Origin of the sequence: Halocella sp. SP3-1, assembly GCF_003953885.1 — a bacterium.
GTDB classification, from domain to species: domain Bacteria; phylum Bacillota; class Halanaerobiia; order Halanaerobiales; family DTU029; genus Iocasia; species Iocasia fonsfrigidae.
Genome location: NZ_CP032760.1, coordinates 1,868,764 through 1,895,084, shown reverse-complemented (window position 1 = coordinate 1,895,084; position 26,321 = coordinate 1,868,764). Strand labels below are relative to the sequence as shown.

The window sequence follows — 26,321 nt, the reverse complement described above, 5'->3', positions numbered from 1 at the left end:
AATTGATAGGGGTGTTCACAAGGAATTTACTTAATCCACTTTTTCTTAATATTCTTGATGCTAATAGCAAATAAAACTACAGCAAAAATAAGTATTAATAAAAAGTTTAATCCTGGATTCATGATATTATCGCCATTAATAGCATATTTTAAAATATCAGCCCCATATGTCAAAGGCAGACAATATGATAAAGGCCTGATTAATTTGGGCAAATTTGGCAGGGGTATAAATAAACCACATAAAAAAATCATGGGAAATCTAAAAAAATTAGAAAAGGTCTGGGCCTCAAAAACCTCTTTAACTGAAACAGCAATAAATAAACCTAAAAAAGTAGAGGTAATAGAAATTAAAAAAATACTAACTATAGCAGGTAGCCAGCTGATTTCTGAGAGGTCCGTTAAAAGTACTGCAAAAAACAGGGGTACAAGGGCATTAAAGACACCAAAGATTATGGCACCACTGGTTTTAGCAAACATCAAAGTATTTAAATCTATAGGAGCCAGTAAGAGTCGGTTAAAGGAGGCCTGTTTTTTTTCAAAGGTTATAGTAACAGCAAGCATTGAGGTTGTTCCAAAAAGAATTGACAAAGATATCAAACCTGGTAAAAAACCCGGAATATCAACTGGAGCCTCTGTTCTCAAGAAAAACATTAAAGTCCAGGAAATAGGAAAAAGCAGCCCCCAGCTGATATTAGGTGGTTTTAAATAATATGTTTTGATATCCTTAAGTAATATACTTTTAAAAGCAATCCAGGTTGTCATTTTATCTGCCTCCCTTTGCTTTATCTTTTTCCATTTCATCTACTTCAATACCTGTAATCTTGACAAAAACATCCTCCAGTGACGGCCTCAGCAGCCTGGCTTCATAAATATTACAGTTAATCTCATTAAAAATATTAATAAATTTATCTATCGTAGTTTTTCTATCAATATGAATCCTGATTTTTTCTCCAAACAGTTCTACCTGATAAGCTGATAGTTTCTTAAGAATAGTTTCTTTATCCTGAAGAGATTTTTTATCACTTAAAAATTCTATGATATTATCCTGCCGGACATTATTAAGTAAGTTTTCCGTTGTATCCAGATGCTTAATTCTCCCCTGAACAATAAAGGCTACCCTATCACAAAGACGCTCGGCTTCTTCAATATAATGGGTAGTTAAAAAGATAGTAGTCCCTGCTCTATTTAAATCAATAATTAATCTTCGGATCTGACGTGCACTGGCTACATCAATCCCCGTAGTCGGTTCATCCAGAAAAAGAATTTCAGGTTTATGTATAATACCAGCTGCTATAGTCAATTTTCTCTTCATGCCTTTGGAATAAGCCCCAAACGTCCTGCCGCCTACCTCAGCCAGATTGAATTTTTCTAATAGATACCTTGCCTCTCTTTCCCGCACCCCTTTTTTTAAACCATAGAGTGAAGCACAAAAACAGAGATTTTCAAAGCCATCAAGCTCTGGATACAAGTTGCTTTCACTGGGGACAATCCCGATAGCCTCCTGTACCTTTTTAATCTCTGTTTGACCATTAATTTTGACCTGTCCTGAACTTATTCTATTTAGGCCTGTCAGCATATTGATTGTTGTTGTTTTACCCGCCCCATTTGGCCCCAGAAAGCCGAAAATCTCTCCCCTTTTCACAGTAAAAGATATCTTATCTACAGCCTGTACTTCCCCATATCGTTTACTTAAATTTTCTACTTCAATTGCAGCCTTAATCTCTTGAGAATTGTTCATCTTATAAAAGCACTCCTTTACCATCTTTAAGAATAGTTTCAGGGGTGTTTAAACACCCCTGATAAAGTCCTATTTATCTCTTGCACAGGAATGTTCTTTTTCATCTCCATGACATTCCTTAATCTGTTCAGGACTACATTCTCCAGGTTTCTTACCATTTAATCTATCGGGATGTTCACATCTCTTTTCAGCCATAAATCATTCCCTCCTTTCTCTAGAACACCAATCTAATTAAGTAATTGTTTAATTAAATTATAACATACTAATTTATATTGTCAACACTTTTTAAGTAAAAAAACCAGTAGAGCTTAACTAATTCAGACAGGGATTTATAATTCTTATCTACACTAAAAAGAGGAATCTATTCATTTAAAAAGAATTAGTTATTATAAATCCTTATTTATTTAAGACGCTTATTTGAAAGGAGATTCTAAGTTAAGACCATTAACATTACAATAGGGGAGTGAAATTCAACAATGAAACGATGGTTTATACTCACAGCATCAATCATTTTACAGATTATCTTAGGTGGGATATACGCCTGGAGTGTTTTTGGCCCTTCATTAAAGAAGACTTATCATATTAGTATTAGTCAGAGCAGCTTTATTTTTGGTGTTACAATACTGGCATTCACACTCAACATGATATATGCAGGGAGAGTATTATCAATAAAAGGACCGCGTTTCACCGCTTTTATAGGTGGACTGTTATATACCTTGGGTTACTTAATTGCTTCATTTTCAAAGGGAGCATATCCTATTATATTGCTTGCTATTGGCTTAATTACAGGAGCAGGGATAGGTTTTGGTTATGTATGTCCATTAACCACCTGTATTAAGTGGTTTCCTGAAAGAAAGGGATTAATAACCGGATTAGCTGTTGCTGGTTTTGGTGGTGGAGCCATTATCTTAACTAGATTTGTTTCTATCTTACAGAACAATGGCCTAGATACTTTATTAATTTTTAGAAATATTGCTATTTATACAGGATTACCTGCTATTATAGCAGCCCTATTTCTTAGTAACCCCCCAGAAAATGATAGAGAGAAAAATAATAAACAAAAAATGACAGTATTATTGAGGAACAAAATAACCATTGCCATGATAATAGGGATGTTTAGCGGGACTTTTGGTGGTTTAATGGTTGTTAGCAATATTAAACAAATAGGTCTTTCTAACCATCTTATTGAACAGTATGCCGTATTAGCTATCAGTTTATTTGCCGTCGGAAATGCCCTGGGCCGTATATTATGGGGTGCTATTTTCGATAGAGTTGGCAAAATATCAATTCCCATATCCCTGGTTCTATTAGGATGCTCTGCCCTGTTAATGTTATCAAATTCAGCAATTATTTTTAATCTAGCAGCCATTATGACCGGAATTGCTTTTGGAGGTTGTTTTGTCCTATACTTTCTTAGAATTGTTGAACACTTTGGAGACCTGGCAGGCAAATTATACCCTTTTGTCTTTCTAGCCTATGGAATATCAGCTATACTTGGCCCTGCCCTTGGTGGGTGGATTTATGAGCAGACAGGGACTTATAAAATGGCAATTTACACTTTATTATTTATTACCATACTGGGTGCAATCAGTTTATATCAACTTGAAAAAACTAAATAAACAAAAGCAGCTAGTTAAAATACTTATAGATAATCCTGGCAACCCCATCATTATCATTGCTGCTGGTAATTTCATCAGCCTGTTCTTTTACAGCTTCAGGGGCATTTCCCATAGCTACCCCCAGGCCTGCATATTCAATCATATTAAGGTCATTATAATTATCACCTATAGCAATTATTTCATTTCTTTCCACACCATAACTAGCTGCCAGTTTTTCAATAGCTGCTGCTTTAGAAACCGCCTTATCCATAATCTCTAAATAGCTGGGTTTTGAACGGTAAAAAGCAATACTAGCTGTCACCCTTTCTGTCATCTTTTGTAGTTGATGATATAAAACAGTGATATCTTCTTTTTCTCCCATACATAATAATTTATTTGCCCCTCCTGAGTTTCTATACCAGCTGTCAATTAATTTTGTATAATTAACTTCCAAGGGCGTAAGTCCAGTAATTTCTTTCTCCTGCCTGGCCCAGCAATCTTTATTCTCTATATACCAATCATTATTACAATAGATACTAAGATGAACCTGTCCCATAAAATTATCATAAATTAATTCTACTACCGAGCTTGAAATAGTTTTATTTAAAAGAACATTTCTTTGCTCATCCAGAATCAAAGCACCACTATACGAAATCACCGCTTTATTAAGCCCTAATTCCTTTTGATATGGAAAAATCCCGGCAGGCATACGGGCTGATACAAGTATTACTGGTATTCTGCCAGAAACAAGCCGTACTGCTTCTCTAGTTTTAGAAGATATCTTATGATTTGAGTTTAGTAGAGTACCGTCAATATCCAGACAAAGCATTTTATAACTCATAAATCACACTCCCTATTATACCTTGAATTTCTGAAAAATGTCATTCATTATTTACTTTAATACCTATTATGATAATATATTATAGCTATTTTATCAAAATAATTTAACCAATCGTTTATCTTAAAAGCTCTAAAGCAGCCTTAGCCGCCCTGATATGTCTTTCTTCTGGTTCCTTTGTTACTAGCCGTTGAAAGAGATAAGGCAGAAAAAGAAGCTGCTCAGGGGTATACCTGATTAATTCATAGGCTATCCCCAAAAACAATAATTCTAAAAGTAAGGGGTTTAACGGGATATAGACAAATAAACCTACTGTACATGTTATTAATAGATAATAAAATACTATATTACTACCACACCTTTTATGAAGCCGGGAATATGACTGAATATCCCCCTGACAATCATTTTCATAATAATGAACCACCTTATGCTCAGCACCGTGATATTTTAAAACTTCAGAAATAGTTTTCCTGAATAATAATAGTAATAGAACAGGGAAACCAAAATATATCAAATTTAAAATATTGTTAGTCACCTGACTTTCTGATCCTGGTATAAAGATATATAGCAAATCCAACAGTAATATTAATAAAATAGCCCAGTATTTTTTAGGATTATTAATACCCTCTTTTAAAAACATCCAGATAGCCATTAAGAGACTTACTATCCCTCTTAATATGGGAATTTTTTTGATCAACTTATAGTATTTAAACCTTTTTACACTACTAAGCTTTACCTGTAATTTACCATTTTCATCATAATATGCTTTAACAGAAAAGCTACTATTCATCAATCTTACACCATTTTTATAGGCCCTGCCACCTATTTTTTCTTTTTGACTCATTTATCTCATCCCTTCTTCTCCACAAACTTCTATTTATATTGTGGATACACTATTTAATTATAGCATATTAATTTAAATAATTGCTAAATGATCTTTAATTACATTGCCATTTTCCCCACGATATATTAAAATAGAAGAAAAGAAACCAGGAGGTAGTCAATATGAATGTATATCAAGGAGCTACAGAGGAAGAATTACGTAGATTCCAGCAGAAAGCAAACGAAAAATATGAAAAATATCAGGCTGAAAACCTTAATTTAAATATGGCCCGGGGAAAACCATGTCCAGAACAACTTGATTTATCAAATGGCCTATATAATGACATTAAAACCCTAATTGATGAAAATGGTACTGATTGTCGAAACTACGGTGGTGTTGAAGGACTCCCTGAAACAAGAAAATTATTTGCTGACCTACTTAATGTTAAGGTTGAAGAATTAATTATCGGAGGAAATTCCAGCCTGAATATTATGTATGATAACCTAGCCAGGGCTTTTAATCACGGTGTAGATGAAAAAAGCACTCCCTGGAGTAAATTAGAAAAAGTCAAATTCCTCTGTCCCAGCCCAGGTTATGATCGCCACTTTGCCATTTGCGAACTATTTGGTATTGAAATGATTAATATACCCATGCAGAATAATGGACCAGATATGGATAGGATTGAGGAACTGGTCAAAGAAGATGAATCTATTAAAGGTATCTGGTGTGTACCCAAATATAGTAATCCTACAGGGGTTGTCTATGCTGATGAAGTAGTCAATAGATTGGCTGCTATGGAAACAAAGGCTAGTGATTTCCGTATCTTCTGGGATAATGCCTATATTGTACACCACCTGACAGATAATCCACCCCGGTTGAAAAATATCTTACATGCCTGCCGGGAATATAAAAACCCAGACAGGGTCTATATCTATGTTTCTACATCCAAGATCACTTTTGCAGGGGCAGGTTTAGGTGTTTTTGCCTCCAGCAAAAAAAATATCAATTATATAGTCAGCTTAATCTCTAAACAAACTATCGGTCCCAATAAGATAAATCAATTACTCCATACCAGATTTTTTAAGACAGTTGATGGTATCCTGGAACACATGAAAAAACATGCAGCTATTATCAAGCCTAAATTTGATTTAGTCCTGGAAATAATGGAAAAGGAACTGGCAGACAAAAATATTGCCCGTTGGAGTAATCCAGAGGGAGGCTATTTCATTAATCTCGATGTTATGGAGGGGTGTGCAGGTAGAGTAATTCAACTGGCAAAAGAAGCTGGTGTTACCCTTACCAAAGCAGGGGCTACTTACCCCTACGGCAAAGACCCTGCAGACACTAATATCCGTATTGCACCTACCTTTCCCCCTATCAAAGAACTTGAAAAAGCCATTAATATTGTGGCTGTCTGTATAGAAAAAGCAACACTGGACAAACTCCTCAAATAATTCTCTAAAAAACAGCCTTTGTTTCTGGGGCTGTTTTTTTAATAAGAAAAACCCTATCTCCAGGGTTAAATCTCTCTTAAGATAGGGGATTACATAGTAAAATTATAAAACTAGCTTACCTTGGTTCCACAATTATTTTAATCGCTGTTCTCTCTTCACCTTCAATTTCAAGGTCAGTAAAAGCCGGTATACAAATCAGGTCAATCCCACTGGGAGCCACAAATCCCCTGGCAATGGCTATTGCTTTGATAGTCTGATTTACAGCACCAGCACCAATGGCCTGCATCTCAGCCCTTCCCCTTTCCCTTAAAACACCGGCAAGTGCACCTGCCACTTTGTTTGGATTTGATTGTGTTGCTACCTTCAATACTTCCATTTTGACAAAACCCCCTTAATCTATAATACTATATATATATTATATTAAAGATAAATTCATGAATACCTTTATTTTACAAGGGTTTTTTATCCTATCATGGCTTTATTTGCCCATTTTTTACTATTCCATCTGTGGAGCATAGAAACACCCCTGAACCATTCATCCAGTAAGATCCCCAGCCAGATACCAGGCAGGCCATAGCCAAGAACAACCCCAAAGATATAAGCAGACAGAACACCAATACCCCACATACTAATAACTGCCATTACAACAGGAAAGATTACATCACCAGCACCCCTTAAACCGTAAATCAGGATAATATTGAAGGTTCTGCCGGGCTCCAGAAAGGCATCTACTGCCAGGGTAGCCGCCCCCAGGAGTATAATCTCCTGATTATCTGTATAAAAACCCATAAATATCCTACCAAAGAGAAATAATACTACACCACCCAGCATAGAAAAAAACATAGCTATTTTGAAGTTTTTAAGTCCAGTATGATAGGCCTCATCTATTTGACCAGCACCTATCAAATGCCCAATCATAATCTGGTTAGCCTGCCCGATAGAAATAGAAAATATCATTACAAACCAGGTTAATGTCCAGACATATGTCCTGGTAATATAGGCCATTTCCCCCAGATTAATCAAGATAATACTCATCAGCACTGTCTGAGCTAAGTTATAGGACATATTCTCCATAGCCGAAGGAAAACCAATCTTAATCAATTTTTTAAGGGCCAGCATTGGCTTGTTTTTAAGGTAAGTAAACATCTCAATGGGAAGCACTACTCTGAACAGGAATATCAAGGCCACAATAGTCGCCAGTACTCTACTAAAAGTAGTCGCTATTGCCACACCACTGGCACCCAGGACTGGCAAACCAAAAAGACCAAAGATAAAAGCAGCATCACCAATTACATTTAAAATATTCATACCAACAGTTATCAACATACTCTCTTTAGTATAACCATGACTCCTGATAATTGCAGTAACAGTATTTAAAACAGCCTGAACAAATAAAGCACCACCTACTATCTTTATATATGCTGAGGCATACTTCATTAAGTCGGGGGTAACCCCCACCTTAAGCAAGATTATCCTCCCCATAAAAATCATAATAACACTTACCAATAGACCGATTGCTAAATTCATAACCAGTGAAACCGAACTAACCCTTTCGACATCCTCTCTCCTTTTTGCCCCTACATTCTGGGCTACCAGCACTGCTGTTCCCGCTGAGATTATGACAAATATTAGATTAAGGATATTAATAACCTGATTAGCCGCTCCAATAGCTCCAGCAGCCTTATCATCAAATTGGCTGAGCATAAAAATATCTGCCACTCCAAGTAACATAAATAATAATGTCTCAATAAAAATTGGTATCGCCAATTGATGTAGTTTTTTCCTTTCTTCCATAAATATTCACCTACTTTCAACAACTCTTTATACCTATAAAATTTACCAATATATTAAATACTTCATTCATTCTAGCAGTATCTGCTTACTAAGTCAACAACAAATTAATTAAAAATATAATTTATTCTCTTATTATATTATCCAGAAAACAAATTAGACTTTGCTACTTATCTTTTATTAAATACATTAACTTTTGATTAATTTCAGCACTAATATATAATTAAACTCATAAAAAATATTACAAATTCAATTAATTTTTGCTTTTCCTGTTTACATAAAGAGACAATTATTATATAATAACCACAATAACTTTTTCACTTAAAAAACCACCTTTGGTACCCCCCAAAGAGTGGTTTTTTCCTTGTAGTCTACTTTTAAATATGCTAAGATATATTTAGAAAAATGAAAAAGGTAGGTTTTCCAAATGAAAATCAAAATTAAAGAAAATAAGCAGGAACCCTCACTTGACTCAGCACAATATACCCTGACCTTTCAGGGTAAAGACAGAGGTCTTAACTATAAGATACTTAATACCTTGATTGGAGATAAGGATATGGTTATTGAAATTAACAGCTCTCGTTTCTCCAATACAGTAAACAATCCTACAGAATATACCAAAAAAATACTAAATTTTCTGAGGGAAAATGAGCTGGCCTACAATTATCAAAAAGTACCCGATAACAGCAGCCAGTCAATCTTTACCAGTCTCTTTAAAAAAGATAGAACTGCCCATGAAGTTTTATTTTATCTACCAAATAAAATATGGCAGTCTGCCAGTTTTAAATCCTTAATGCCCATACCCGGTGCCCGTTATTATATAAGAAAGAAAAGTAAAGATGAAAAAGATACTTTAAAAAATATGCAGCAGTTGATGGATGACGAACTCCTGGATTATTTCAGCCTTATTATCTTTGACCCGGGTGTTACCCAGCTGAAACAGATGGGGATAAATTCCAGACAGCTAACAGCTGATAATTTAAGAGAACTCTTTAAATAAGCAGAAATTCTGTCTTAATAACATAACTCTCCTCAGTTTTACTGGCGACCAGTTCCTTATATTTATCTAACTGTGATTGTTCCCTGCTGATACCGCTCTTATAATCCAGTATCATTATTTCCCCTGCTTTTTCATCTAGTAAAAGCCTATCAATACGGTATGTCCTCTCTCCATCACTTAATTCATATTCTGTAAAAACTGTCCAGTGTTCAGCAAAATAGAGGGGGTTATTCTCAATAAACTCCTCTATTCTTCTTATAAGACCTTCTATCCTCTTAAAACCCATAATATTACCATATCTGGCTTTTGTTATTTTAGCGGCATAATCCTTTTCAACACTATTTGCATAAGTAATATGTTCCAGGTAGTAATGAACAGCCAGCCCCTCAATCCGATCAATCTCTTTTGCCAGGGTCATCTTATAATCCTTTTGTTCAGCCGTTTCCTCTACTATCTCCCCTGTCAACTTCAGTGGCCTAAAATATTGACTCAAATCAGGGATTTTATTATCTACAAGATCTCTTAGGTCCTCACTTACTATTAATTTACCAAACTGCTTTCTCTCTGCCAGTTCACAGAGTGAAGGGAGTTTAACAGCTGCCAGTAAGGCCTCTTCATAGAATTCATAACTACTATTTCCCCAGCACCTGCCCTGAGCATCTACTGTAAGTTTGCGGGGACCTTCAATATAGAAAAAGAGATTCCTTTCTGGCCTGCTGAGAGCAACATATAGATTGTTAATCTCCTCCATAAGTTCACGTTCAGCGTATTCTTCAGCAAAATTAATCCCCAGATAAGCAAAGATCTTCTCATACCTGGTATCTGTTAGGAGATAATTCTCTATTTCTTCAAAATCCTGATCAAAACTTATATAAAACTCCAGACTGCTGGAACTGCCACCTCGGTTCCCCCCGGGAGACCAGTAGAAAAATTCTGTCTCAAAGGATAATCCTTTAGCTTTATGGATAGTCATCAGACTGACAACATTTTCACCCTTCACCCCTAACTGTTTTAATTCATCACTATCTTTATTTTCTTCTAAATAAGTTATAAAATCCACTAAAGAATTAAAACCTCGCATTAATTCAAAGAAATAGTAAATATTTCGCAGGGCAGCACTATTATCACTATAGTACTTAATAACACCCGTCTTCTCTATAATCATATTTGTAAGCACCTGATAGGGAAGGGTTTTCATCACCCTGATTTCTTTAAGCAGCTCTCCCAGGTCTTCATACTCCAGAACAATATCATCACCATTCATGAAAGATTCAATTTTATCCCTATTTTGTAATAAATACTTTAAAATCCTATTATTTATACCAGCCAGATCACTACGTAAAAACCTAAGTAATTGAAAATAATCATTATAGAGCAGGTGGTTCAAAAGAAAATAAAGCGGTTTAACTGCCACGTGTTCAATAATACTATCCTTACTCTCCAGTACATAGGGGATACCTGCCCTATCCAGTTCAGCAGCAATATCAACCAGGTCAGTATTCGAGCGGCATAAGATACCAACTTTACTGTATGAAGGCAGCTCTGCAATCCTCTCTGCTATCTCCCTTTTCAAATCGACCCTGATTAGCTGGTTAAGTTCCCGAGCTGCAGCCTGTTTTTCCTGGCTAAATTTCTGAAAAGCCTTTGTCTCCGTATTTATTAAGGTATTCTCACCCCCAATTAGCACCTCAAGAAAACCGCCGTTTTTAAAAGGTAGATAATCTACCCCCTGATAATCCCAGTCAACAGGTAGATTAAGGAAAAAACGGTTAATAAAGTCGACTATCTCTCTTTCACTGCGGTAGCAGGTTTTCAGGGACTCACTCTCACTATCAAGTATCCTATCCAGACGAGAAAACAACTCTTTTTCTCCGCCACGCCAGCCGTAAATAGACTGTTTTTCATCTCCAACTGTAATAACTTTATCAGCCCTATCTAAGAGGGGTTTAATTATCTTCCACTGCAGAATACTGGTATCCTGAAATTCATCGATAAAAAGACTCTTCACTTTCATACCTGAAACCTCATAGAAATAATCACTAATTTCACCATTAGCAATTAGCCCCAACTCCTCCTGCCCGAAATATTTGTAGGTATAATTACTAATATCTGCATGGGTAAAAGCACCCTCTTTAAATTTAAGCTGGTCATAGATCTTAAAGATACGTCGGGAAAAACTAAAAACCTCTTCTTCATAAGGTAGCATCTCTTTATTATAGATATAAGCTGCCAGCTGCTGACGGAATTGCTCATAGCCTAGTTCAAGGGACTCTCTCAAATCAGCAACCTTTTTGCCGCGGACCTTACTACCATTCCAGAAACTTTTATTAAAAAATAAGTTCTGGTTTTTAATTATCAACTCCTTTTTAACAGCCAGTTCCTCCCTGCCGTAGTCTTCCATTAGATTTTTAAAATCCTTTACATAAAAATCCTCTGAAAGCTCTTTACCCTTTTCCCGGGCTATATTATTTAAAATATCCAGACAGTCATCCAGACTATCGGTCAGACTACCTAAGCTTTTATTGCCCCGGCTTTGATAATTAATTAACAAAAACTTCCATCTATTATTTAGAATCTCCGTAATTAAAGAGAGATATGGTTCAATAAACCTTTCTGTGTTAGCAGATAAAAATTTCTCCATCACCGCAAAATCTTCAGGATTATCAAGTATTTGCTTAAAAACACCTTCAATAAACTCCTGATTCTGCTGGTTATCAATAATCTGATAATCATACACACCCAGATAAGGGGCAACAGTCTCCCTGAAAATTTTATTGATAAAGCTGTCGATTGTAAAAATATTAATCTCATCTTTATTGACCAGCATTTCCCGGTAGATTTCCTGAAGACCCTCTATATCCAGGGAAATCTGAGGGTATATTCCTTTTAGATTGAGAAAAACATCACTATTATCACCCTTAGCAAGAATATCCTCGATCTGCTCAATAATCCTTTCTCTAATCTCAGCAGTGGCCTTCCTGGTAAAGGTCATCACTACAATTTCTTTAAAATACTCCCCCTCCAGTAGGGCAGCAATATATTCTAATGATAGCCGATAGGTCTTCCCTGTCCCAGCACTGGCCTTAAGAATTTTATTCATCTGATCACCACCCTACAGATATCCAGATAGATACAGTCCTTACATCTCGCTTTATAACTGGCTTTATATTCCTCACTGGCAGTCAAATTTTTAGCATTATTGGTAATTTCATCTGCCAGTTCCATTTCACCACCAGGATAACCCCGCAGGTATCTTTCATCCATAAGTGAATAAATCCCTTTTTCTACTTGAACCTGAGACCCTGATTGCTCATCTAGCAGTAGTGAATAGAAATCAAGCTGATCTAAACTACTACCACCGGTTTTAAAATCAATAATCTGTTTTCTGTCATCAAACTCAAGTAGAAGATCTATTCTCCCTCTGAGATAAAGGCTAAAACTATCACCCTTGAAAAAAGGGGTGTTCTCAGAACCGCCAATCTGCCATTCTGTTTTTATATTCCTGATATTACTATTAACCCTTCTTCCCATAACCTTAAAAAAATAAATGATAGAGTCCTGAATTTTTCCTACCAGTATTTTTTCATAGTATTTTTTATAGTAATCATTAATCTTTAGATCATATATGGCCATTTTCTCTTCAATAATTCCTCTAATCTCTTCAATGGCTGGTGGATTAGCTAAACTGCTGGCAGTAATCAGCTTGTCAAATACCTCATGTACAATTATACCCAGTAACCTGGGACTCAGTTCTTTCTTGAATACAAACTGTTCATCCTCCAGTTGAGCAATACAGCTGAGATAGAATTTATAAAAACAATCCTTTAAAACCTGATATTTATAATAACTTAGATAATAACTATCATCTGGAAAGTCCACCTCTTCTATCAATAATTTATCCCTTTCCCTGTTCCTGGCTGACAGCTTTTTAAGCAAAACATCATCTTCATTAATAAAAATACTCCTGATAAGAGTGGGATAATCCCAGGCTGTAATAGGTAAATTATTGATTTCCAGACCATAAGCCAGCCTTATCTCTTCAATAAAAGAGCTGGTCGTTAGATTAGTGTCCTGATTCTGCAGACTATAAATCACAGCCCTTTGACTGCTAAAAAGATGGCGGAAGAAATAATATTTATCCCTTAAAGCCCTTTCTTCATTAGTCGGCAGACCGAGTTCTGCCCGCTGTTTCTCAGTAAGAAGAAACCCGCCCCCTGTCCGGGAAGGAATAATTCCTCGGGAGGCATTAGTAATAATTAGTTCTTCCCTCCTGCTGTGTGAAGCTGACAGCAGGTCTTCAATCTCCAGCAAGGGTTTTTCTTTATTATCCAGCAATATTACTTTCTTAAACTTCAGGTAATTTATAGTCAGAAGAAAAAGGCCCTGGGGAATACTATTAAAGTAATTTACCCAGGAATCAACTAGCCCAATTTCTTCAATAGAACTAAGTTCTAAAAGCCCATCAAAATATTGAGTAATATTATCAGTGAATAATTCATCATCTAATATGCTGAAATCTATCTCCTCCAGGATGCTGCATAACTCCCTAAGGCCTTTTGCTGTAAAAATTTTCCTCATTTCGGCAAAGATAAGTTTAAAGACAGCCAGGTCTTCATGATAGTTGCTTTCGATTAAATCCTCTGTCAGATAAACATAATCCTCAGCAGCAAGCCCCTTTAAAGCAGCAAGAGAGTTACTATCAATTCGATAGTGAGCACAAAACTCCGGAAAATAACAGGCCTCCAATAATTCCTTTATCTCTAATTTTAAGAAACCATGACTGAGATCAGCTGTTGACAGGATACTATAAAGTGATTCCAGAAATTTATAGATCTTGGTTTCAATAAAACTAATTTCTCTCTTTACCTTAACCCTATTTGAAGATAGTAAACGCTGGTAATCACTGTCATTATAAGCAGCATCCAGCACAGTTAAGGACTGATTCCCGTGATAAGCTAACTCTCTATAGCATAAAAGGTTGGCCACTTGTAGTAAGTCTTCCTCACTATGGTAAAGTTTTACTTCTGTCTCTATTTCTTCAGGAAGGCTTAGTTTATTGAGCTGTAAATTCTCTTCATTATAATCCTCCCACTTGATCTGTAAATACAGGTGAACAGACTTACCAGCAGCTTCCAGTTCTGCTAGTAGCCTTTTTTCTCCAGGAGTAAAATTAATAATATTGACCAAGATAAACTCCCTGTAAGCAGTAAAATAGGCTGGATCAAAATTTTGAAAGTCAAAAACAAGTGTCTGGTCAGTATAATTAGAGTCTTCCATTTTAGATAAATAACGTTCCCGCAATTGCCGCAGGATTCTATATTTTTCTAACTGCCAATCCTGTAGTTTGATTTTTTCTTCTATTTCCGATATGCTATATTCATTGAATTCATCATATAGTTTAAAGAAATCAGCTGCCAGGTCAATCACATCAAAGTAATTATCTATTCTTAGTCTTTCTTTTTCTTCAGCAGTAAGTAAATTATAAAAGAAAATACTGCGTTTTTCCTCTTTCAAAATAAGCCTATCTGTCGGAAATAATTTCTCTTTCAAGTCATCCATAGTCAAAAAAATGCTCTCTTCCTGCAGAAAAGGCCGCTGATAATACCTCCGGGCAGTTAATAGATTATTAAAGTTATCAAAGACATAAACCCGGGGACTCTCACTACTGACAGCCCTGGCAAGAAGGTCTTCCTGATAATCCAGATAGCTAAATTTCATAAGTCTTTAACCTCACTTCCTGGCATATAATTCTTTCCTTTATGCAGTAAACTCAATCACCCTGCCGCCCAGACTATCTGCTGTGTCCGGATTGCAGGTAGTGAAAATAACCTGGTATTTTTCCGCAAATTTATTTATCAAAGTAACAGCCTCTTTTTTTCTTGCCGGGTCAAGGTTAACCAGACAGTCGTCCAGGATAATAAACCCTTCTCTATCTTTAAATAACTGTTCTAACAGAGCTAATCTGAAAGCCAGCGCTACCCCATCATAGGTACCAAAGGAAAGTAGATTTATATCTACAGGCAGCGAACTATTTTTTTCATTTACTATTTTTAACTGAAAATTATTATTAACATCCCCAATCTGATAATTACCGGCTGTTAAAATAGATAAATACCGGCTGAACAAATCAACCAGTGGGTTAAAACTATTATTATCCATTTCAGCCAGTTTTCTATGCAAAACAGCCCTTATCTTAATCAAATCCCTGGCCTTCTTCTGTAATCTATCAAAACGCTTCCGATAGTCCTGCCGGGATACCAGCAGTTCTTCATAGGACTCTTCAGGCATAGCAGCCATTATATCCCGTAATTCCTCTCTCTTACTAGTAAACCTGTCGTCTAACTCTTCTTTCTTTTTCCTCAACCTCGTCAGAGAACTATTAAACCCCTCTGCTGTATCATATTGATCTGGCAGTTCTGCCAGCCCTGCCAGCTGTCCTTTGATAGCTTTAAGTTCAGTCCCTATACTAACCATTAATTCAAAGAGTTTATCTACATCACCATACTCTTCCTGCCAGCTATTAATCCTATCCTCCAGGGACTTTATCTCTGCAAGGAGTTTACTCCTTACTTTATTTACCCTATCCAGTTCTTTTTCAACAGTCCCTTCATCCCTGACAGATTCCATTTCATTAAGTTTGCCTGCCTCTTCCTGCAGGTCTTCATATTTACGGCCATCCAATAGCCCTTTAATCTGCTGATTAAGATTATTTAATTCACTGGTTAATCTATTATAATCCTCTCTTTTACGCCTGGCCTCATTAATACTCTCAACACCAAAATTACTTAATAGTTTATCAAGTTTACTCTGGGCCAACTGATATTCCCGGCGGAGGCTGTCAAAATCTATCTCACCTGATTTTATTTCTACATCTACTATTCCCTCAATTACCAGATGTAGATAACCATCTGCCTTAAACTCTACTCCTGCCTCTATTTCTTCCTGCTCTGCCAGGCCTCTGGTAAGTATCACCTGATCACAGGCACTGTTTATCACACCCAGCAAGGTACCAGCCTCCATAGCTGCCTTATTTCTTTTAATAATATCCTGATATGATTCCATTTCTTTAATGTCTTCTATCGTAATCTGCTTTATTTCCTGCCTTTCCTCATACTTTTCCTGCATCTCTTTTTTAAGCCTGTTAATCTTTTCTAAGATAGACCTACTTTCATTAAGTCTGGCCTTTTCTCTAGCCCTACTCTTTTCCCTGCTCAACTCTTTTAGACTCTTATCCAAGTTGTTTAATTCCTCTTTTTTCCTGACTAACTCATCTGCTCTGACCGGCCATTCCCTGTTTAACCTTTTTAAGGTACCGGTTTTTTCCTTTAGACGCTTAATTTCAGGCTCCAGACTGGCCCTTTTAACAACATCATTCTCTATCTCGGCCATCTGCTCAATCTCTGTTTTAAGACCCTGCCGCTCTTCTTCCAGAGCCTGTAATTCCCTGCTCAGACCGGCCAGCTGTTCCTCCATTTCGAGAGCCTTTTTCATTTTACGTTCAATACTTACTTTATTAATATAGGCCTCATAAATCTTACCATATCCCACTTTATAGGGGTTATTTATATCCCTGTTGGGATTATCCGGCCTATCATTATTTAAATCCCATCTTTTAACAAGATTATCTATTTCCTCTCCAAGCCTGCTGCGCAAATGTTCAACTGATATACCATCCAGTTCCATTACTGCCTTCCGTAGAAAAGAACTAACCGTATGGACAATGTCATCATTACCTATTATCCTTTCAACCGCCTGTTTAACATCACGCTGCCGGGCAAAGACAATATTGCCATAGCTGGCCCGGCCAAAAACAAATAAATCCTTAAGTTTTCTTTTTATACGGTCACTGTTCTTGAGAATCTGTCCATCAGGCAGTTCCAGGACAGTAGAGTGTTCCTTACCCCATTCTTTTTTCAGCTTATATTTCTCTCCATCTATAATAAACTCCAGTATACCATTGATATACTCCCCAGCTGGATAGGGCATAAAACGGGCCTTAAAGTCCTTATCTACCCCTAAATTCATCCGCAGTCTGGCCTCCTGGAAGATAGTGGCATAGATAGCCTCAATAAGGGTACTTTTCCCGGCTTCATTGGGACCAATAATCACATTTAAGCCCTTATCAAATTTTACCTGCCGCTTACTTATCCCTGCAAAAACATCAGTCTTGAAACTGCTTAATCTCATTCTCTCACCTCTTTTATTAATTCATAGGCAAGTTGTAAGGCATCCTCATCTTCTTTACTTGCTGCCAATTCTTTTAAAACCAGATAAGGAAAAGAACTCCTGGAAAACTCCCTATCAATTACTTCCTCTGTAATCCTAAGCTTAAGACTACTATCGTCTATCTCAAGATAGGCCAGTCTGTCCCTGAGTTCCTGATAAACAGCCTCCTTGTTATTATAAAGATCCTCATCTACCCTTCCACTAAGTTTCAGCCTGAGCAAACTCTGTTCTGGATTATCACTTAACAGTTCCTCTTTTATTCTAAGCAGGTCTGCCCTTACCTCAATAGTATATGACAGGTCTTTAAAACGATAAAACCCGGTCTCCAGCAGAGTAGCTGAAACCTCAGTACTGCCCTCTTGCTCTCTAGATATCTCTATTAACCAGGCAGTACCATTATGACTGCAGTCAAGGCCGTCTGGTTCAGCTGTACCTGCATTGAAAATCCTTCTATTATTAAGCTCCCTATTGGTTGGATAAGGGATATGGGTATGACCCAGAAGCCACAAATCTACAGGCAATTCCAGTAGTTCTTCTTCACTCATATTAAAATACCTGTCCGACATATCAGGTGAAAGACCATTAAGGGCACCATGGGCAATACCCAGCTGATAGGTTCCAGGCCATTTACCCCCATCATCTAAACCTTGATAATAATCCTTAATCCAGTCCAGTTTATTGGCAGCAGAGTGTTTTCTGTCACAATAGGCAGGATAAACAGTAAGATCCAGGTCAAAATGAGTCAACTTATACGGTTTTGCTTTATTTAATAATATCAGTCTATCTGAAATATTATCCTGAAAGCACTGCCACAGTTCAACCATTCCATTGTCATAATCGTGATTACCAGGCATAACAAGTACACAATCCCCGGCAAAGTTATTTAGTATCCCTATTACCCGCTTAATATCCCTTAAGGGTATATTAATCTTATCAAAAAGGTCCCCAGCTATTACAAACAAATTGCATTCTTCCTGATTGGCAGTAGAAACCAGATTTTCCAGGGTATTAAACCTGGCCTCAATTAAATCCTCCCTAATATATGCTGGATAATTACTAAACTTCATCCCCAGATGCAGGTCAGCAGTATGTAATATCTTTAATCCCAATTCACTCACCCCTAATAAAGATTATCAGGATATTATATCATAACCCCTTATCCATATCTTCTCGATTTATTATCTTTTTCCTGTCTGAAAATAAAAAATTCCGTCTTAAAAAGAAAGACAATAAATTTTTTATTAAGATAAAAATTATAAAAGGTTTTTTACAATATACGTCGAAATATTCTATATAACTACTAAAATCGACAAAAATTAACACAGGGGGCTTAGCTATGGCAGAAAAAAAAATAAGTATACAAAATACCAATTTAGAAAACATTAACTTGAAAGACATAATTGATGTAGAATTTTTACAAAAATTTCAGGATGATTTTGCTATGGGGATGGGATTAGCAAGTGTCACAGTTGATACTGAAGGAAACCCAATTACTAAACCAAGTAATTATACCAGATTTTGTAGTAAGTTTACACATTCAACTCAAATCGGAGACCAAAGATGTGCAGAATCACATAAAAAGGGTGGAGAAAAAGCTGCCCGTACAGGAAAACCAGTAGTGTATGAATGTCATGCAGGTTTAATAGATTTTGCAGCCCCAATTATGTTAGAAGGACGATTAATAGGAACAATATTAGGTGGGCAGGTTTTGACTTCTGCTCCAGAAGAAGAAAAATATAGAAAAATAGCCAAAGAAATTGGGGTAGATACTGATGGATATGTTGAATCTACTAAGGAAGTAACTCAATTATCAAAAAAACGAATTGAAGCCGCTGCAAATGTCTTATATATTGTAGCCAATAATATATCAAAAACATGGTATCATCAATACAAACTAATAGATAGTTCTCAAATGTTAAAAGATAGCTTAAATCAAATTTCAGCTACTATGGAAGAAATGGCAGCTTCAGCAGTTGAAGTAAGAGATTATCAAGATAAATTAAACCGTGAAATAGAAAATGTAGAAAATATTTCTCAAAAAATCACTGAAATAACTAATTTAATACAAACAATAAGCAATCAAACAAAATTACTTGGCTTAAATGCCTCAATTGAGGCTGCCAGGGCAGGTGAAGCTGGCAGAGGCTTTAGTATTGTTGCTAAAGAAATAGAAAAATTATCAAACGAATCTAAAGAAAGTGTCTCTCAAATAAATACTTCTATTAATAATATTCAAAAATCAGTAGAAAACACTGTCGAAATGAGCAATTCAACAATGTCAGCTACCGAACAACAAGCAGCCGCATCACAAGAAGTGACAGCCAGCATCGAAGAAATTACCAGTCTAGCAGAACAGTTAAATGAACTTGCCTTAGAAGATTAAAATTTGTTGTCATACATTAAGGTTGTACTGACTGACCCAGCACTCCCGCCCGGTATGGGAGTGTCTGTGGTCTTTAGTTTTTTCTGTGGAGTACAAAACTTAAATTTTTAACCTTCAGTTTTTTTACAATATCCATTACCTTTACTACCTCTTGAAAAGCAACTTTTTTATCAGCATAAATAGAAATATTAGCATTGTTATTCTTTAATCTCATCTTTAAAAAGCCCTCTAATTTATTTACTGGAACCTCTTTTTCATCAATATACATCTTGCCTTTTTCGGTGATAGCAATAACTATTTCTGCATTTCTCTGTTCATTATCAACACCTGTTTCAGCAAGATTTATATTTGTTTCAACTTCTTTTACATTAAGACTAGAAGCCACTATAAAAAAAATTAATAATAAGAAGACTACATCTATCATTGGAGCCAAATTTAGGTCTAATGAGGGTTTATCAAGCCTGTACTTCACTTCTTTCCCTCCCTACAGAGTATATCTCAGTATCATTTACTATCCTATGCTCAGAAATAAAATTAAGAAGCTCTATCTCCCTTTTCTCAGTATGATTTATCATCTGTTTGATCTTATTAATAAAATAGTAATAAGCAGCCAGAGTAGGAATAGATATTATCAAACCTACGGCAGTAGTAATTAAAGCTTCAGAAATGCCAGCTGCTAACTCCTGAGGCTCGCCATTTAGAGATAGGGCCTGAAATGTCTTGATCATCCCTGTTACTGTACCCAGTAGACCCAGTGATGGGCTTATCTTACCAACAAAATTCAACCCCTCTAAGTGTTTTTCCAGGCGCGGAAACTCATCCCATTTAAGCTCTTCCATTAATTTCTCAATATCTTCTGGGTCTTTATGGGCATTAATAATACCTCGCTTCAGAATCCTGGCAGTCGGCCCCTTACCCTCACACAAACTAGCTGCCTCCTTATATTTCTTTAAAGCAATGTTTTCTTTTATCACTTCCATCAGCTTGTCAGGTAACTGTCTGGGAATCCTGATAAACTGATAAAATCTTTCAATAATAATTGTCAGCGCTACTAGAGAAGATATTAACAAAGGGTAGATGATAATACCACCTCTGCTGAGTAAATACTCCACATTATCACCCCATTAATTTAATCTAAATTCAACTGGTACTAATACCCGGCAGGCCAGATTTTCCCCCCCTCTGCCAGCCGGCGTAAACAACCATTCCTTGACAACATCTTTAGCTGATTCATCAAAATTCTTATATCCCGAAGAATCCTTCACTTCTACTTTTACTACCTTTCCTTGATTACTAATCACCATTTCCAGAATTACCCTACCTTCAATCCCTCTTTTTCTCATATCTTCCGGGTAAACCGGTTTTTTATAATTGCTGAGCTTAGGTAGGACAACCCCCTCAGCTGTCTTGCCAGATGTTAAATCAATTATTTTACCATCACCAGTTTCTTCAACATCTTTCTGCTTAACTTTAATTTTATCACCTTCAATGCCAGCTCCAGCTTCCTGCTTATAAGAAAAACTCTTATTTTTAGTCAGGTCATCATCACCCTGCTCTGCTGCCGCATTACTAGTGCTATCTATCTCCTCATCAGTTAAAATGAATTCCTGATTTTCTGCTGGCCTATCACTGGACTTAATTTCATCCTTCTGGACATTTCTCTCTTCAGGTTGTTTTTCTTTTCTACTGACTTCTATTTCCTGATTACTTTCATCCCAGGGTCTCCCAATCCCAGGTGGAAATTCATCTATTGAATTATTGGTGTTCTCTACTTCTAGGCTCTGCTCATCCCTCTCTTTTGCTATACTATCAGCATTACTGAACTTTTCTTTACTATCATCCCTACTATCTTTATTATCATTTTTAACATTATCTTTAAGAAAATCTTCTTTCCCTTGCTCAATACCTTTTTCAAGTTCATCTTCAGGTTCATTTTCAATCTCCTGAACAATATTTTCTACCTCAGTTTCCCTGTCAACTTCCTCTACAGATGGTTTTTGATTATTCCCTACTCCTTCAATACCTTGCTGGGTGCTTACAGTCTTCCTTTCCTCTACCACCTCACTATTGGCAACAAGCTGTTCAACAGGGGGTAGTTCACCTGTTTTTTCTGCTTGTTTCTCTTCAGAGGGTGTTTGAACCACTCTAAAGTTCAGTTTAACTGGTGATAATGTTTCCTCCTCCGGAAAATCATTAAAAGCAAATAATCCACTTATAGAGCTCAGTAAAAGGAGATGCAATATAACTGCCAGTACAAAAGAGACCCTTACAGGGGTGAATGCCCTGCTAATAAACCTATTTAAATTTTCTTTGAAACTCACAATTATCACCCCTGATTCAGGTCTTGAACTTTTACCCTTTTTCAAGCACAGCCTAAAATTTTGTACTAAGTCCCAGAGTATAATTGCGTTCTGGCATAGGATACCCCTCACGGACTTCATAATCCTTATTATTTAATAAATTATTTACCTTAAAATACAGCTCACTTTCCCCTTCATCAAAGAAAAAAACCTTGGCTAACTTTACATCAACTACTGTATAATCATCCAGTTCATCAGGTCTGTTCTTTACACTATGGCAGATCAGACTGCTACTTATATCCCCCTTTTTATAGCTTAAATCCAGGTTAGCATTATGAATGGGGGCTAATCTATCATCTGTCTCCTTATCCCGGGAATCTAGATAAGTATAATTAAAACCAACAGTCACTCCCATATTATATCGTTTGCTAAATATTAATTCAGTACCTTTAGTACGAGCTTCATCAACATTGTAAGGTCTGAAAATATAATCAGTTCCTGCAGCCCAGTTAATCAGATCCTCAACATCTCTAGTAAAATAATTCAACTCAAGTTTCATATCTTGTTTAAAATACCTGATTCCTGTTTCATAGGCTAGAGCAGTTTCTGGTTCAAGGTCAGGATTGCCCTCTGTATAGGCATCTGCCGGCCAGTAGAGATCATTAAATGTAGGAGTGCGATAAGCTTTAGCAGCTGAAGCAAATACATTGAGATCATCATTAATTGAATATACAGCCCCAAGTCTTGGGCTAAATTCAGACCCAAATACTTCATGGTCATCAAAACGGGTACCAATACTAATCTCCAGTGGTTCTATTATCTGCCACTTGTCCTGGATAAATAAGGCCTGATTTAGATTATCATGCTGACCATTTTCATTACTATCTATTTTGTTCCTTTTAAATTCTATACCATATGTTAGATTATGTAATTTAAAGTAATCAGTTCTGTTGAATTCTATTCCAGTTCTAGCTGTATTATGTTTACTTGCCTCTGTATAACCCCATTCATCTGGATTATCATAGACCTGTTCATGTTTATTATGATAAATTAATAGATTTGTATCATAGGCTTCCTTATTCTGTCTCCATTTAAGATTTATGTTGGTATCCTGATCATCCTGTTCAGCATTTGGACTCGGAGATGTTTGGGGACCAGGAACACCCTTGTCACTATCATTATATTGAAATGAGATAATAATATCATTATATTGATCCATCTCAATATCAAACCTTGAAAAAAACATCATCTGCTCTAAGCTGCTGTTCTCCCTATCACCATCTGAATCTTTTTCAACTGCTGTTATATTATAGCCAACTCTACCTGTATTACCACGGTGGCTGAAAGCCGTCTGCTGGGTTTCAAATGACCCATATCTTACCTTAAATTCAGTGATGGGCTTTCTACTACCTCCCTTAGTAATAATATTAACTACCCCTCCCAGGGCATTAGCCCCATATAAAGCAGAGGCAGGACCTTTTAAAACCTCAATCCTTTCAATTTGCTCAACTGGTAGTTGGCTTAAATCTATCTCTCCATTCTGACTGCTATTTATTGCTTGGCCATCTAATAATACTAAGACTTGATTAGTTTCTGAACCCCTGATTCTAATTGTTTTTAATCCTGCGGGTCCTCCATGGTCAGATATATATATTCCTGTAAGACCCCTTAATAACTCGGCTACATTCTGAGCATTTTTTTCTTGAATATCTTCCTGAGTGAGAATATCCATACTTACAGTCGTATCTGACAGCTTTTCAGAATATTTTGAAGCAGTTACCACGATATCATCTAAAACAAATAATTCATCCTGTCCTTCATCTGCCATCAGGGGCTGACCTGTGATAAGTAAAAAAATTACTAAAAAAATAAGTGCTAAATTTATCCGTTTATTCATATCAAAAATCTCCTTTCATTTCAAACGGCTTATACACAATTACATATTTTATTAATACTTATACTGATATCACAAATTAACCCCCTTTCCAGACCGAAAAAGGGGGTTAATTACTCATATTCAATACATATAGAATTATACTAAAACTCTATATAAAGAAATAAATCTACCTCCCCTCCGGAGGAAATTACTCCTTTAACAGGCAGGTCTCCTGGCTCATGGTCATCTTTTCGACCGCCTTCCCGTTGCCAGTGGCAAATTAGTCGAAAATCCCAAATACAGTAGCGGGGGCTGCAGCGGAATCTAACCGCTTTCCCTTTTCATCCAGTATTTACTGGACACCTGATCAAGTCTATATTCTATTCTCATTTATATTATTTCATATTACTATTAAAAATTCAATAATAATATACAAGAATTATAATAAATCTTTTCGCAGTTGTACTGCTGGTTTGCTAGATAAATAGGCTAAAGGTTCAATTGGATTTTCAAAAGATAACCAATCATTTATTACTTCATAACTATCTACAGCTCCAACACCTACCGCAGATAACTAAGCATCTCCATATGCTGCTTCTCCACCACCTGTAACACAAGTAATAGGAAATTTATTATATTATCGCTTTTTTTAATTATTTCTATCTCTATACTCTGTAGGGCTTATTCCTACCATTTTTTTAAATTGTAGTGTAAAATATTTGTAATCATTATAACCTACCATATTAGCAGCTTCATATATTTTTAAATCCAATCTCCCTTTTAATAATTCCTTAGCTTTTTTTATCCGTATTTTCTTTAAATAATCTATATATTTTTCTCCAGTTACATTTTTAAATAAAAAGCTTAAATATGTCGGGGAAAGATAAACATGGTCACTAATCTCCTGTAAAGTTAATTTTTTAGAATAATTCTGGCTAATATATTTTTTTACTTTATTAATTATTTTCTTCTGATGGGAATATTCTTCTGACTCTTTATAAGCTGATATCTGCTGGGCAGTCTTTAAAAATAAATCCAAAATATATTGTTTTAAACTTTCCATAGAAACCGTTTTTTTTATATCATTCTCAAAGTCCTTTTTGTCAATCTTTATTGTGTTCACTGCTGGTCTAAAATCTGCTAGACTAGCTGCTAATAAAAAACATAATACATAGCAATAATTTTTTATTAAACTTGAACTTACTTCACGTTTTAAAAAACGATCAAAAATACAATTAATTAATTCACGAGATTTTGCAACATGTCCCAAAATTGTCTCCGAAATAATATGATTAACTTCCTTAGGATAGTCTTTTATCCATTGCTTCTCAAGCTCAGATTCACTTCCCTCTTCAAAAACAAACAATTTTTTATTACTATTAAAAAATCTTTTTTCCAGTGCCTTCTTAGATTGTAGATATGACTTATGGAGGTGCATAATATTGGGATATACCATCCCCATACTGGCTAATATTTTAATATTAGTATTACTAAAAATCAACTCTTCAAAATTTTTTATTATATTGGAAAGAGCCTTTTTTAATAATTTAATCTGTTTATCCTGATTTTTAAATGATACAACTATAATGATTTCTTTTATATTTTTGACAATTACTATGCTATCTCCAACTTCTTTTAGCAATTCAATAGAAATATTTGAATAAACATAAGAAAGTAATTTTTTATCATTTTCCCATTTTTTGAGAATGTTTTGGTCATCTCCATCTATATAAATAGCTGCTACTACACAATTATCACCTGTTAAATTCAACTCCAAATAACTCATTCTTTCTTCAACAGTATAAATAGAAGTTACTTCACCGTTTAAAAGCTCTTTAATAAATTCTTCTCTAAGTTTAACTAATCCCTCATTCAACTTAATATCAATAACATGTGCTGTCTTTTTTTCCTGCTGCTTTTTATCAAGTTCTAATTTTAATTTTTTAAAGGTCTCAATGAATTTATTTTTGTTAGTAGGTTTAAGGAGATATTCAAATACACTAAAGTGTATTGCTGTTTTGGCATATTCAAAATCAGCAAAACCACTTAAGATTATTATTTGTATCTCTGGATATCTATTTTTTATTATTTTTGCCAGATCTAAACCATCCATCACAGGCATTCTAATATCTGTTACAACTACATCCGGTCTATCCAAATCCATTTTCTTTAATGCTTCTTTTCCATTTGCTGCTTCTGCAACAACCTCAAAACCAAGTTCATGCCAGTTAACACTTTTAACAATTCCTTTTCTGATAAGCTCTTCATCTTCAACAATCATTATTTTATACATCT

The 26,321-nt window shown here is 35.7% G+C and carries 20 protein-coding genes and 1 riboswitch; of the genes, 4 read left to right on the top strand and 16 right to left on the bottom strand.

Annotated elements, in window-relative coordinates; all coding sequences use genetic code 11:
- Positions 1-26: 26 nt before the first annotated feature.
- From D7D81_RS08950 to D7D81_RS20120, 3 genes are all read right to left on the bottom strand, one after another.
- Positions 27-761 (bottom strand): ABC transporter permease, encoded by a 735-nt coding sequence (locus D7D81_RS08950; RefSeq protein WP_125992035.1) that lies wholly within the window; start codon positions 759-761, stop codon positions 27-29.
- A 1-nt stretch (position 762) separates the two neighbouring features.
- Positions 763-1,737 carry an ABC transporter ATP-binding protein gene (locus tag D7D81_RS08945; RefSeq protein ID WP_125989265.1) on the bottom strand — a complete coding sequence of 325 codons (975 nt, stop codon included), beginning with the start codon at positions 1,735-1,737 and terminating at the stop codon, positions 763-765.
- Positions 1,738-1,806: 69 nt separating this feature from the next.
- Entirely contained in the window at positions 1,807-1,932 is a 126-nt protein-coding gene (locus D7D81_RS20120) for a hypothetical protein (protein WP_269059909.1), read from the bottom strand.
- A 281-nt stretch (positions 1,933-2,213) separates the two neighbouring features.
- On the opposite strand from D7D81_RS20120, the gene D7D81_RS08940 reads away from it, so the two are divergent.
- A complete protein-coding gene (locus D7D81_RS08940; protein ID WP_125989263.1) occupies positions 2,214-3,356 on the top strand; it encodes an MFS transporter in 1,143 nt (380 codons plus the stop codon).
- 10 nt (positions 3,357-3,366) lie between these two features.
- Here D7D81_RS08940 and D7D81_RS08935 read toward each other — a convergent pair whose 3' ends face one another.
- Together D7D81_RS08935 and D7D81_RS08930 are read right to left on the bottom strand one after the other, a co-directional pair.
- A complete protein-coding gene (locus D7D81_RS08935; RefSeq protein WP_125989261.1) occupies positions 3,367-4,176 on the bottom strand; it encodes a Cof-type HAD-IIB family hydrolase in 810 nt (269 codons plus the stop codon).
- 115 nt (positions 4,177-4,291) lie between these two features.
- On the bottom strand, positions 4,292-5,017 hold the full coding sequence (locus D7D81_RS08930) for a DUF1385 domain-containing protein (RefSeq protein WP_125989259.1): 726 nt from the start codon (positions 5,015-5,017) through the stop codon (positions 4,292-4,294).
- Between the two features lie 161 nt (positions 5,018-5,178).
- Here D7D81_RS08930 and D7D81_RS08925 point away from each other — a divergent pair, with 161 nt between their 5' ends.
- A complete protein-coding gene (locus D7D81_RS08925) occupies positions 5,179-6,450 on the top strand; it encodes an aspartate aminotransferase type Ic (RefSeq protein WP_125989257.1) in 1,272 nt (423 codons plus the stop codon).
- A 115-nt stretch (positions 6,451-6,565) separates the two neighbouring features.
- Here D7D81_RS08925 and D7D81_RS08920 read toward each other — a convergent pair whose 3' ends face one another.
- On the bottom strand, positions 6,566-6,826 hold the full coding sequence (locus D7D81_RS08920; RefSeq protein WP_125989255.1) for a stage V sporulation protein S: 261 nt from the start codon (positions 6,824-6,826) through the stop codon (positions 6,566-6,568).
- Between the two features lie 86 nt (positions 6,827-6,912).
- Complete coding sequence (locus tag D7D81_RS08915) at positions 6,913-8,244, bottom strand: MATE family efflux transporter (protein ID WP_125989253.1); 1,332 nt, start codon at positions 8,242-8,244, stop codon at positions 6,913-6,915.
- Positions 8,245-8,668: 424 nt separating this feature from the next.
- Between D7D81_RS08915 and D7D81_RS08910 the strand changes: the two genes are divergently transcribed.
- On the top strand, positions 8,669-9,241 hold the full coding sequence (locus D7D81_RS08910) for a hypothetical protein (RefSeq protein WP_125989251.1): 573 nt from the start codon (positions 8,669-8,671) through the stop codon (positions 9,239-9,241).
- On the opposite strand, the gene D7D81_RS08905 is transcribed toward D7D81_RS08910, so the two are convergent.
- The 4 genes from D7D81_RS08905 to D7D81_RS08890 are packed head-to-tail and all read right to left on the bottom strand — an operon-like array spanning position 9,234 to position 18,576.
- A complete protein-coding gene (locus D7D81_RS08905) occupies positions 9,234-12,341 on the bottom strand; it encodes a UvrD-helicase domain-containing protein (protein ID WP_125989249.1) in 3,108 nt (1,035 codons plus the stop codon). The two genes, D7D81_RS08910 and D7D81_RS08905, sit on opposite strands and share 8 nt — an antisense overlap.
- The gene (locus D7D81_RS08900; RefSeq protein WP_125989247.1) at positions 12,338-14,959 is read right to left on the bottom strand and encodes a PD-(D/E)XK nuclease family protein; all 2,622 of its coding nucleotides are present in this window, start codon (positions 14,957-14,959) and stop codon (positions 12,338-12,340) included. Before D7D81_RS08900 ends, D7D81_RS08905 begins: the two co-directional genes overlap by 4 nt.
- 39 nt (positions 14,960-14,998) lie before the next feature.
- Positions 14,999-17,428 carry an AAA family ATPase gene (locus D7D81_RS08895; protein WP_125989245.1) on the bottom strand — a complete coding sequence of 810 codons (2,430 nt, stop codon included), beginning with the start codon at positions 17,426-17,428 and terminating at the stop codon, positions 14,999-15,001.
- The gene (locus tag D7D81_RS08890; RefSeq protein WP_164522186.1) at positions 17,425-18,576 is read right to left on the bottom strand and encodes a metallophosphoesterase family protein; all 1,152 of its coding nucleotides are present in this window, start codon (positions 18,574-18,576) and stop codon (positions 17,425-17,427) included. The genes D7D81_RS08895 and D7D81_RS08890 overlap by 4 nt, the downstream gene beginning before the upstream one ends.
- Before the next feature lie 227 nt (positions 18,577-18,803).
- On the opposite strand from D7D81_RS08890, the gene D7D81_RS08885 reads away from it, so the two are divergent.
- On the top strand, positions 18,804-19,850 hold the full coding sequence (locus D7D81_RS08885) for a PocR ligand-binding domain-containing protein (protein ID WP_125989241.1): 1,047 nt from the start codon (positions 18,804-18,806) through the stop codon (positions 19,848-19,850).
- Positions 19,851-19,923: 73 nt separating this feature from the next.
- Here D7D81_RS08885 and D7D81_RS08880 read toward each other — a convergent pair whose 3' ends face one another.
- The 5 genes from D7D81_RS08880 to D7D81_RS08860 all read right to left on the bottom strand — a co-directional run bounded on the left by D7D81_RS08880 (position 19,924) and on the right by D7D81_RS08860 (position 26,319).
- A complete protein-coding gene (locus D7D81_RS08880) occupies positions 19,924-20,322 on the bottom strand; it encodes an ExbD/TolR family protein (protein ID WP_125989239.1) in 399 nt (132 codons plus the stop codon).
- Entirely contained in the window at positions 20,306-20,962 is a 657-nt protein-coding gene (locus tag D7D81_RS08875) for a MotA/TolQ/ExbB proton channel family protein (protein WP_125989237.1), read from the bottom strand. Before D7D81_RS08875 ends, D7D81_RS08880 begins: the two co-directional genes overlap by 17 nt.
- 12 nt (positions 20,963-20,974) lie before the next feature.
- A complete protein-coding gene (locus D7D81_RS08870; protein WP_164522185.1) occupies positions 20,975-22,171 on the bottom strand; it encodes an energy transducer TonB in 1,197 nt (398 codons plus the stop codon).
- 52 nt (positions 22,172-22,223) lie between these two features.
- The gene (locus tag D7D81_RS08865; protein ID WP_125989233.1) at positions 22,224-24,047 is read right to left on the bottom strand and encodes a TonB-dependent receptor plug domain-containing protein; all 1,824 of its coding nucleotides are present in this window, start codon (positions 24,045-24,047) and stop codon (positions 22,224-22,226) included.
- A 184-nt stretch (positions 24,048-24,231) separates the two neighbouring features.
- Positions 24,232-24,408: riboswitch (cobalamin riboswitch) on the bottom strand.
- A gap of 267 nt (positions 24,409-24,675) precedes the next feature.
- Positions 24,676-26,319 carry a response regulator gene (locus D7D81_RS08860; RefSeq protein WP_125989231.1) on the bottom strand — a complete coding sequence of 548 codons (1,644 nt, stop codon included), beginning with the start codon at positions 26,317-26,319 and terminating at the stop codon, positions 24,676-24,678.
- Between the last annotated feature and the right edge of the window lie 2 nt (positions 26,320-26,321).

Excerpts from the sequence above, each read along its gene's own strand:
- D7D81_RS08950 (WP_125992035.1), bottom strand. The coding sequence starts at position 761 with ATGACAACCTGGATTGCTTTTAAAAGTATATTACTTAAGGATATCAAA.
- D7D81_RS08945 (WP_125989265.1), bottom strand. The coding sequence starts at position 1,737 with ATGAACAATTCTCAAGAGATTAAGGCTGCAATTGAAGTAGAAAATTTA.
- D7D81_RS20120 (WP_269059909.1), bottom strand. The coding sequence starts at position 1,932 with ATGGCTGAAAAGAGATGTGAACATCCCGATAGATTAAATGGTAAGAAA.
- D7D81_RS08940 (WP_125989263.1), top strand. The coding sequence starts at position 2,214 with ATGAAACGATGGTTTATACTCACAGCATCAATCATTTTACAGATTATC.
- D7D81_RS08935 (WP_125989261.1), bottom strand. The coding sequence starts at position 4,176 with ATGAGTTATAAAATGCTTTGTCTGGATATTGACGGTACTCTACTAAAC.
- D7D81_RS08930 (WP_125989259.1), bottom strand. The coding sequence starts at position 5,017 with ATGAGTCAAAAAGAAAAAATAGGTGGCAGGGCCTATAAAAATGGTGTA.
- D7D81_RS08925 (WP_125989257.1), top strand. The coding sequence starts at position 5,179 with ATGAATGTATATCAAGGAGCTACAGAGGAAGAATTACGTAGATTCCAG.
- D7D81_RS08920 (WP_125989255.1), bottom strand. The coding sequence starts at position 6,826 with ATGGAAGTATTGAAGGTAGCAACACAATCAAATCCAAACAAAGTGGCA.
- D7D81_RS08915 (WP_125989253.1), bottom strand. The coding sequence starts at position 8,244 with ATGGAAGAAAGGAAAAAACTACATCAATTGGCGATACCAATTTTTATT.
- D7D81_RS08910 (WP_125989251.1), top strand. The coding sequence starts at position 8,669 with ATGAAAATCAAAATTAAAGAAAATAAGCAGGAACCCTCACTTGACTCA.
- D7D81_RS08905 (WP_125989249.1), bottom strand. The coding sequence starts at position 12,341 with ATGAATAAAATTCTTAAGGCCAGTGCTGGGACAGGGAAGACCTATCGG.
- D7D81_RS08900 (WP_125989247.1), bottom strand. The coding sequence starts at position 14,959 with ATGAAATTTAGCTATCTGGATTATCAGGAAGACCTTCTTGCCAGGGCT.
- D7D81_RS08895 (WP_125989245.1), bottom strand. The coding sequence starts at position 17,428 with ATGAGATTAAGCAGTTTCAAGACTGATGTTTTTGCAGGGATAAGTAAG.
- D7D81_RS08885 (WP_125989241.1), top strand. The coding sequence starts at position 18,804 with ATGGCAGAAAAAAAAATAAGTATACAAAATACCAATTTAGAAAACATT.
- D7D81_RS08865 (WP_125989233.1), bottom strand. The coding sequence starts at position 24,047 with ATGAATAAACGGATAAATTTAGCACTTATTTTTTTAGTAATTTTTTTA.
- D7D81_RS08860 (WP_125989231.1), bottom strand. The coding sequence starts at position 26,319 with ATGTATAAAATAATGATTGTTGAAGATGAAGAGCTTATCAGAAAAGGA.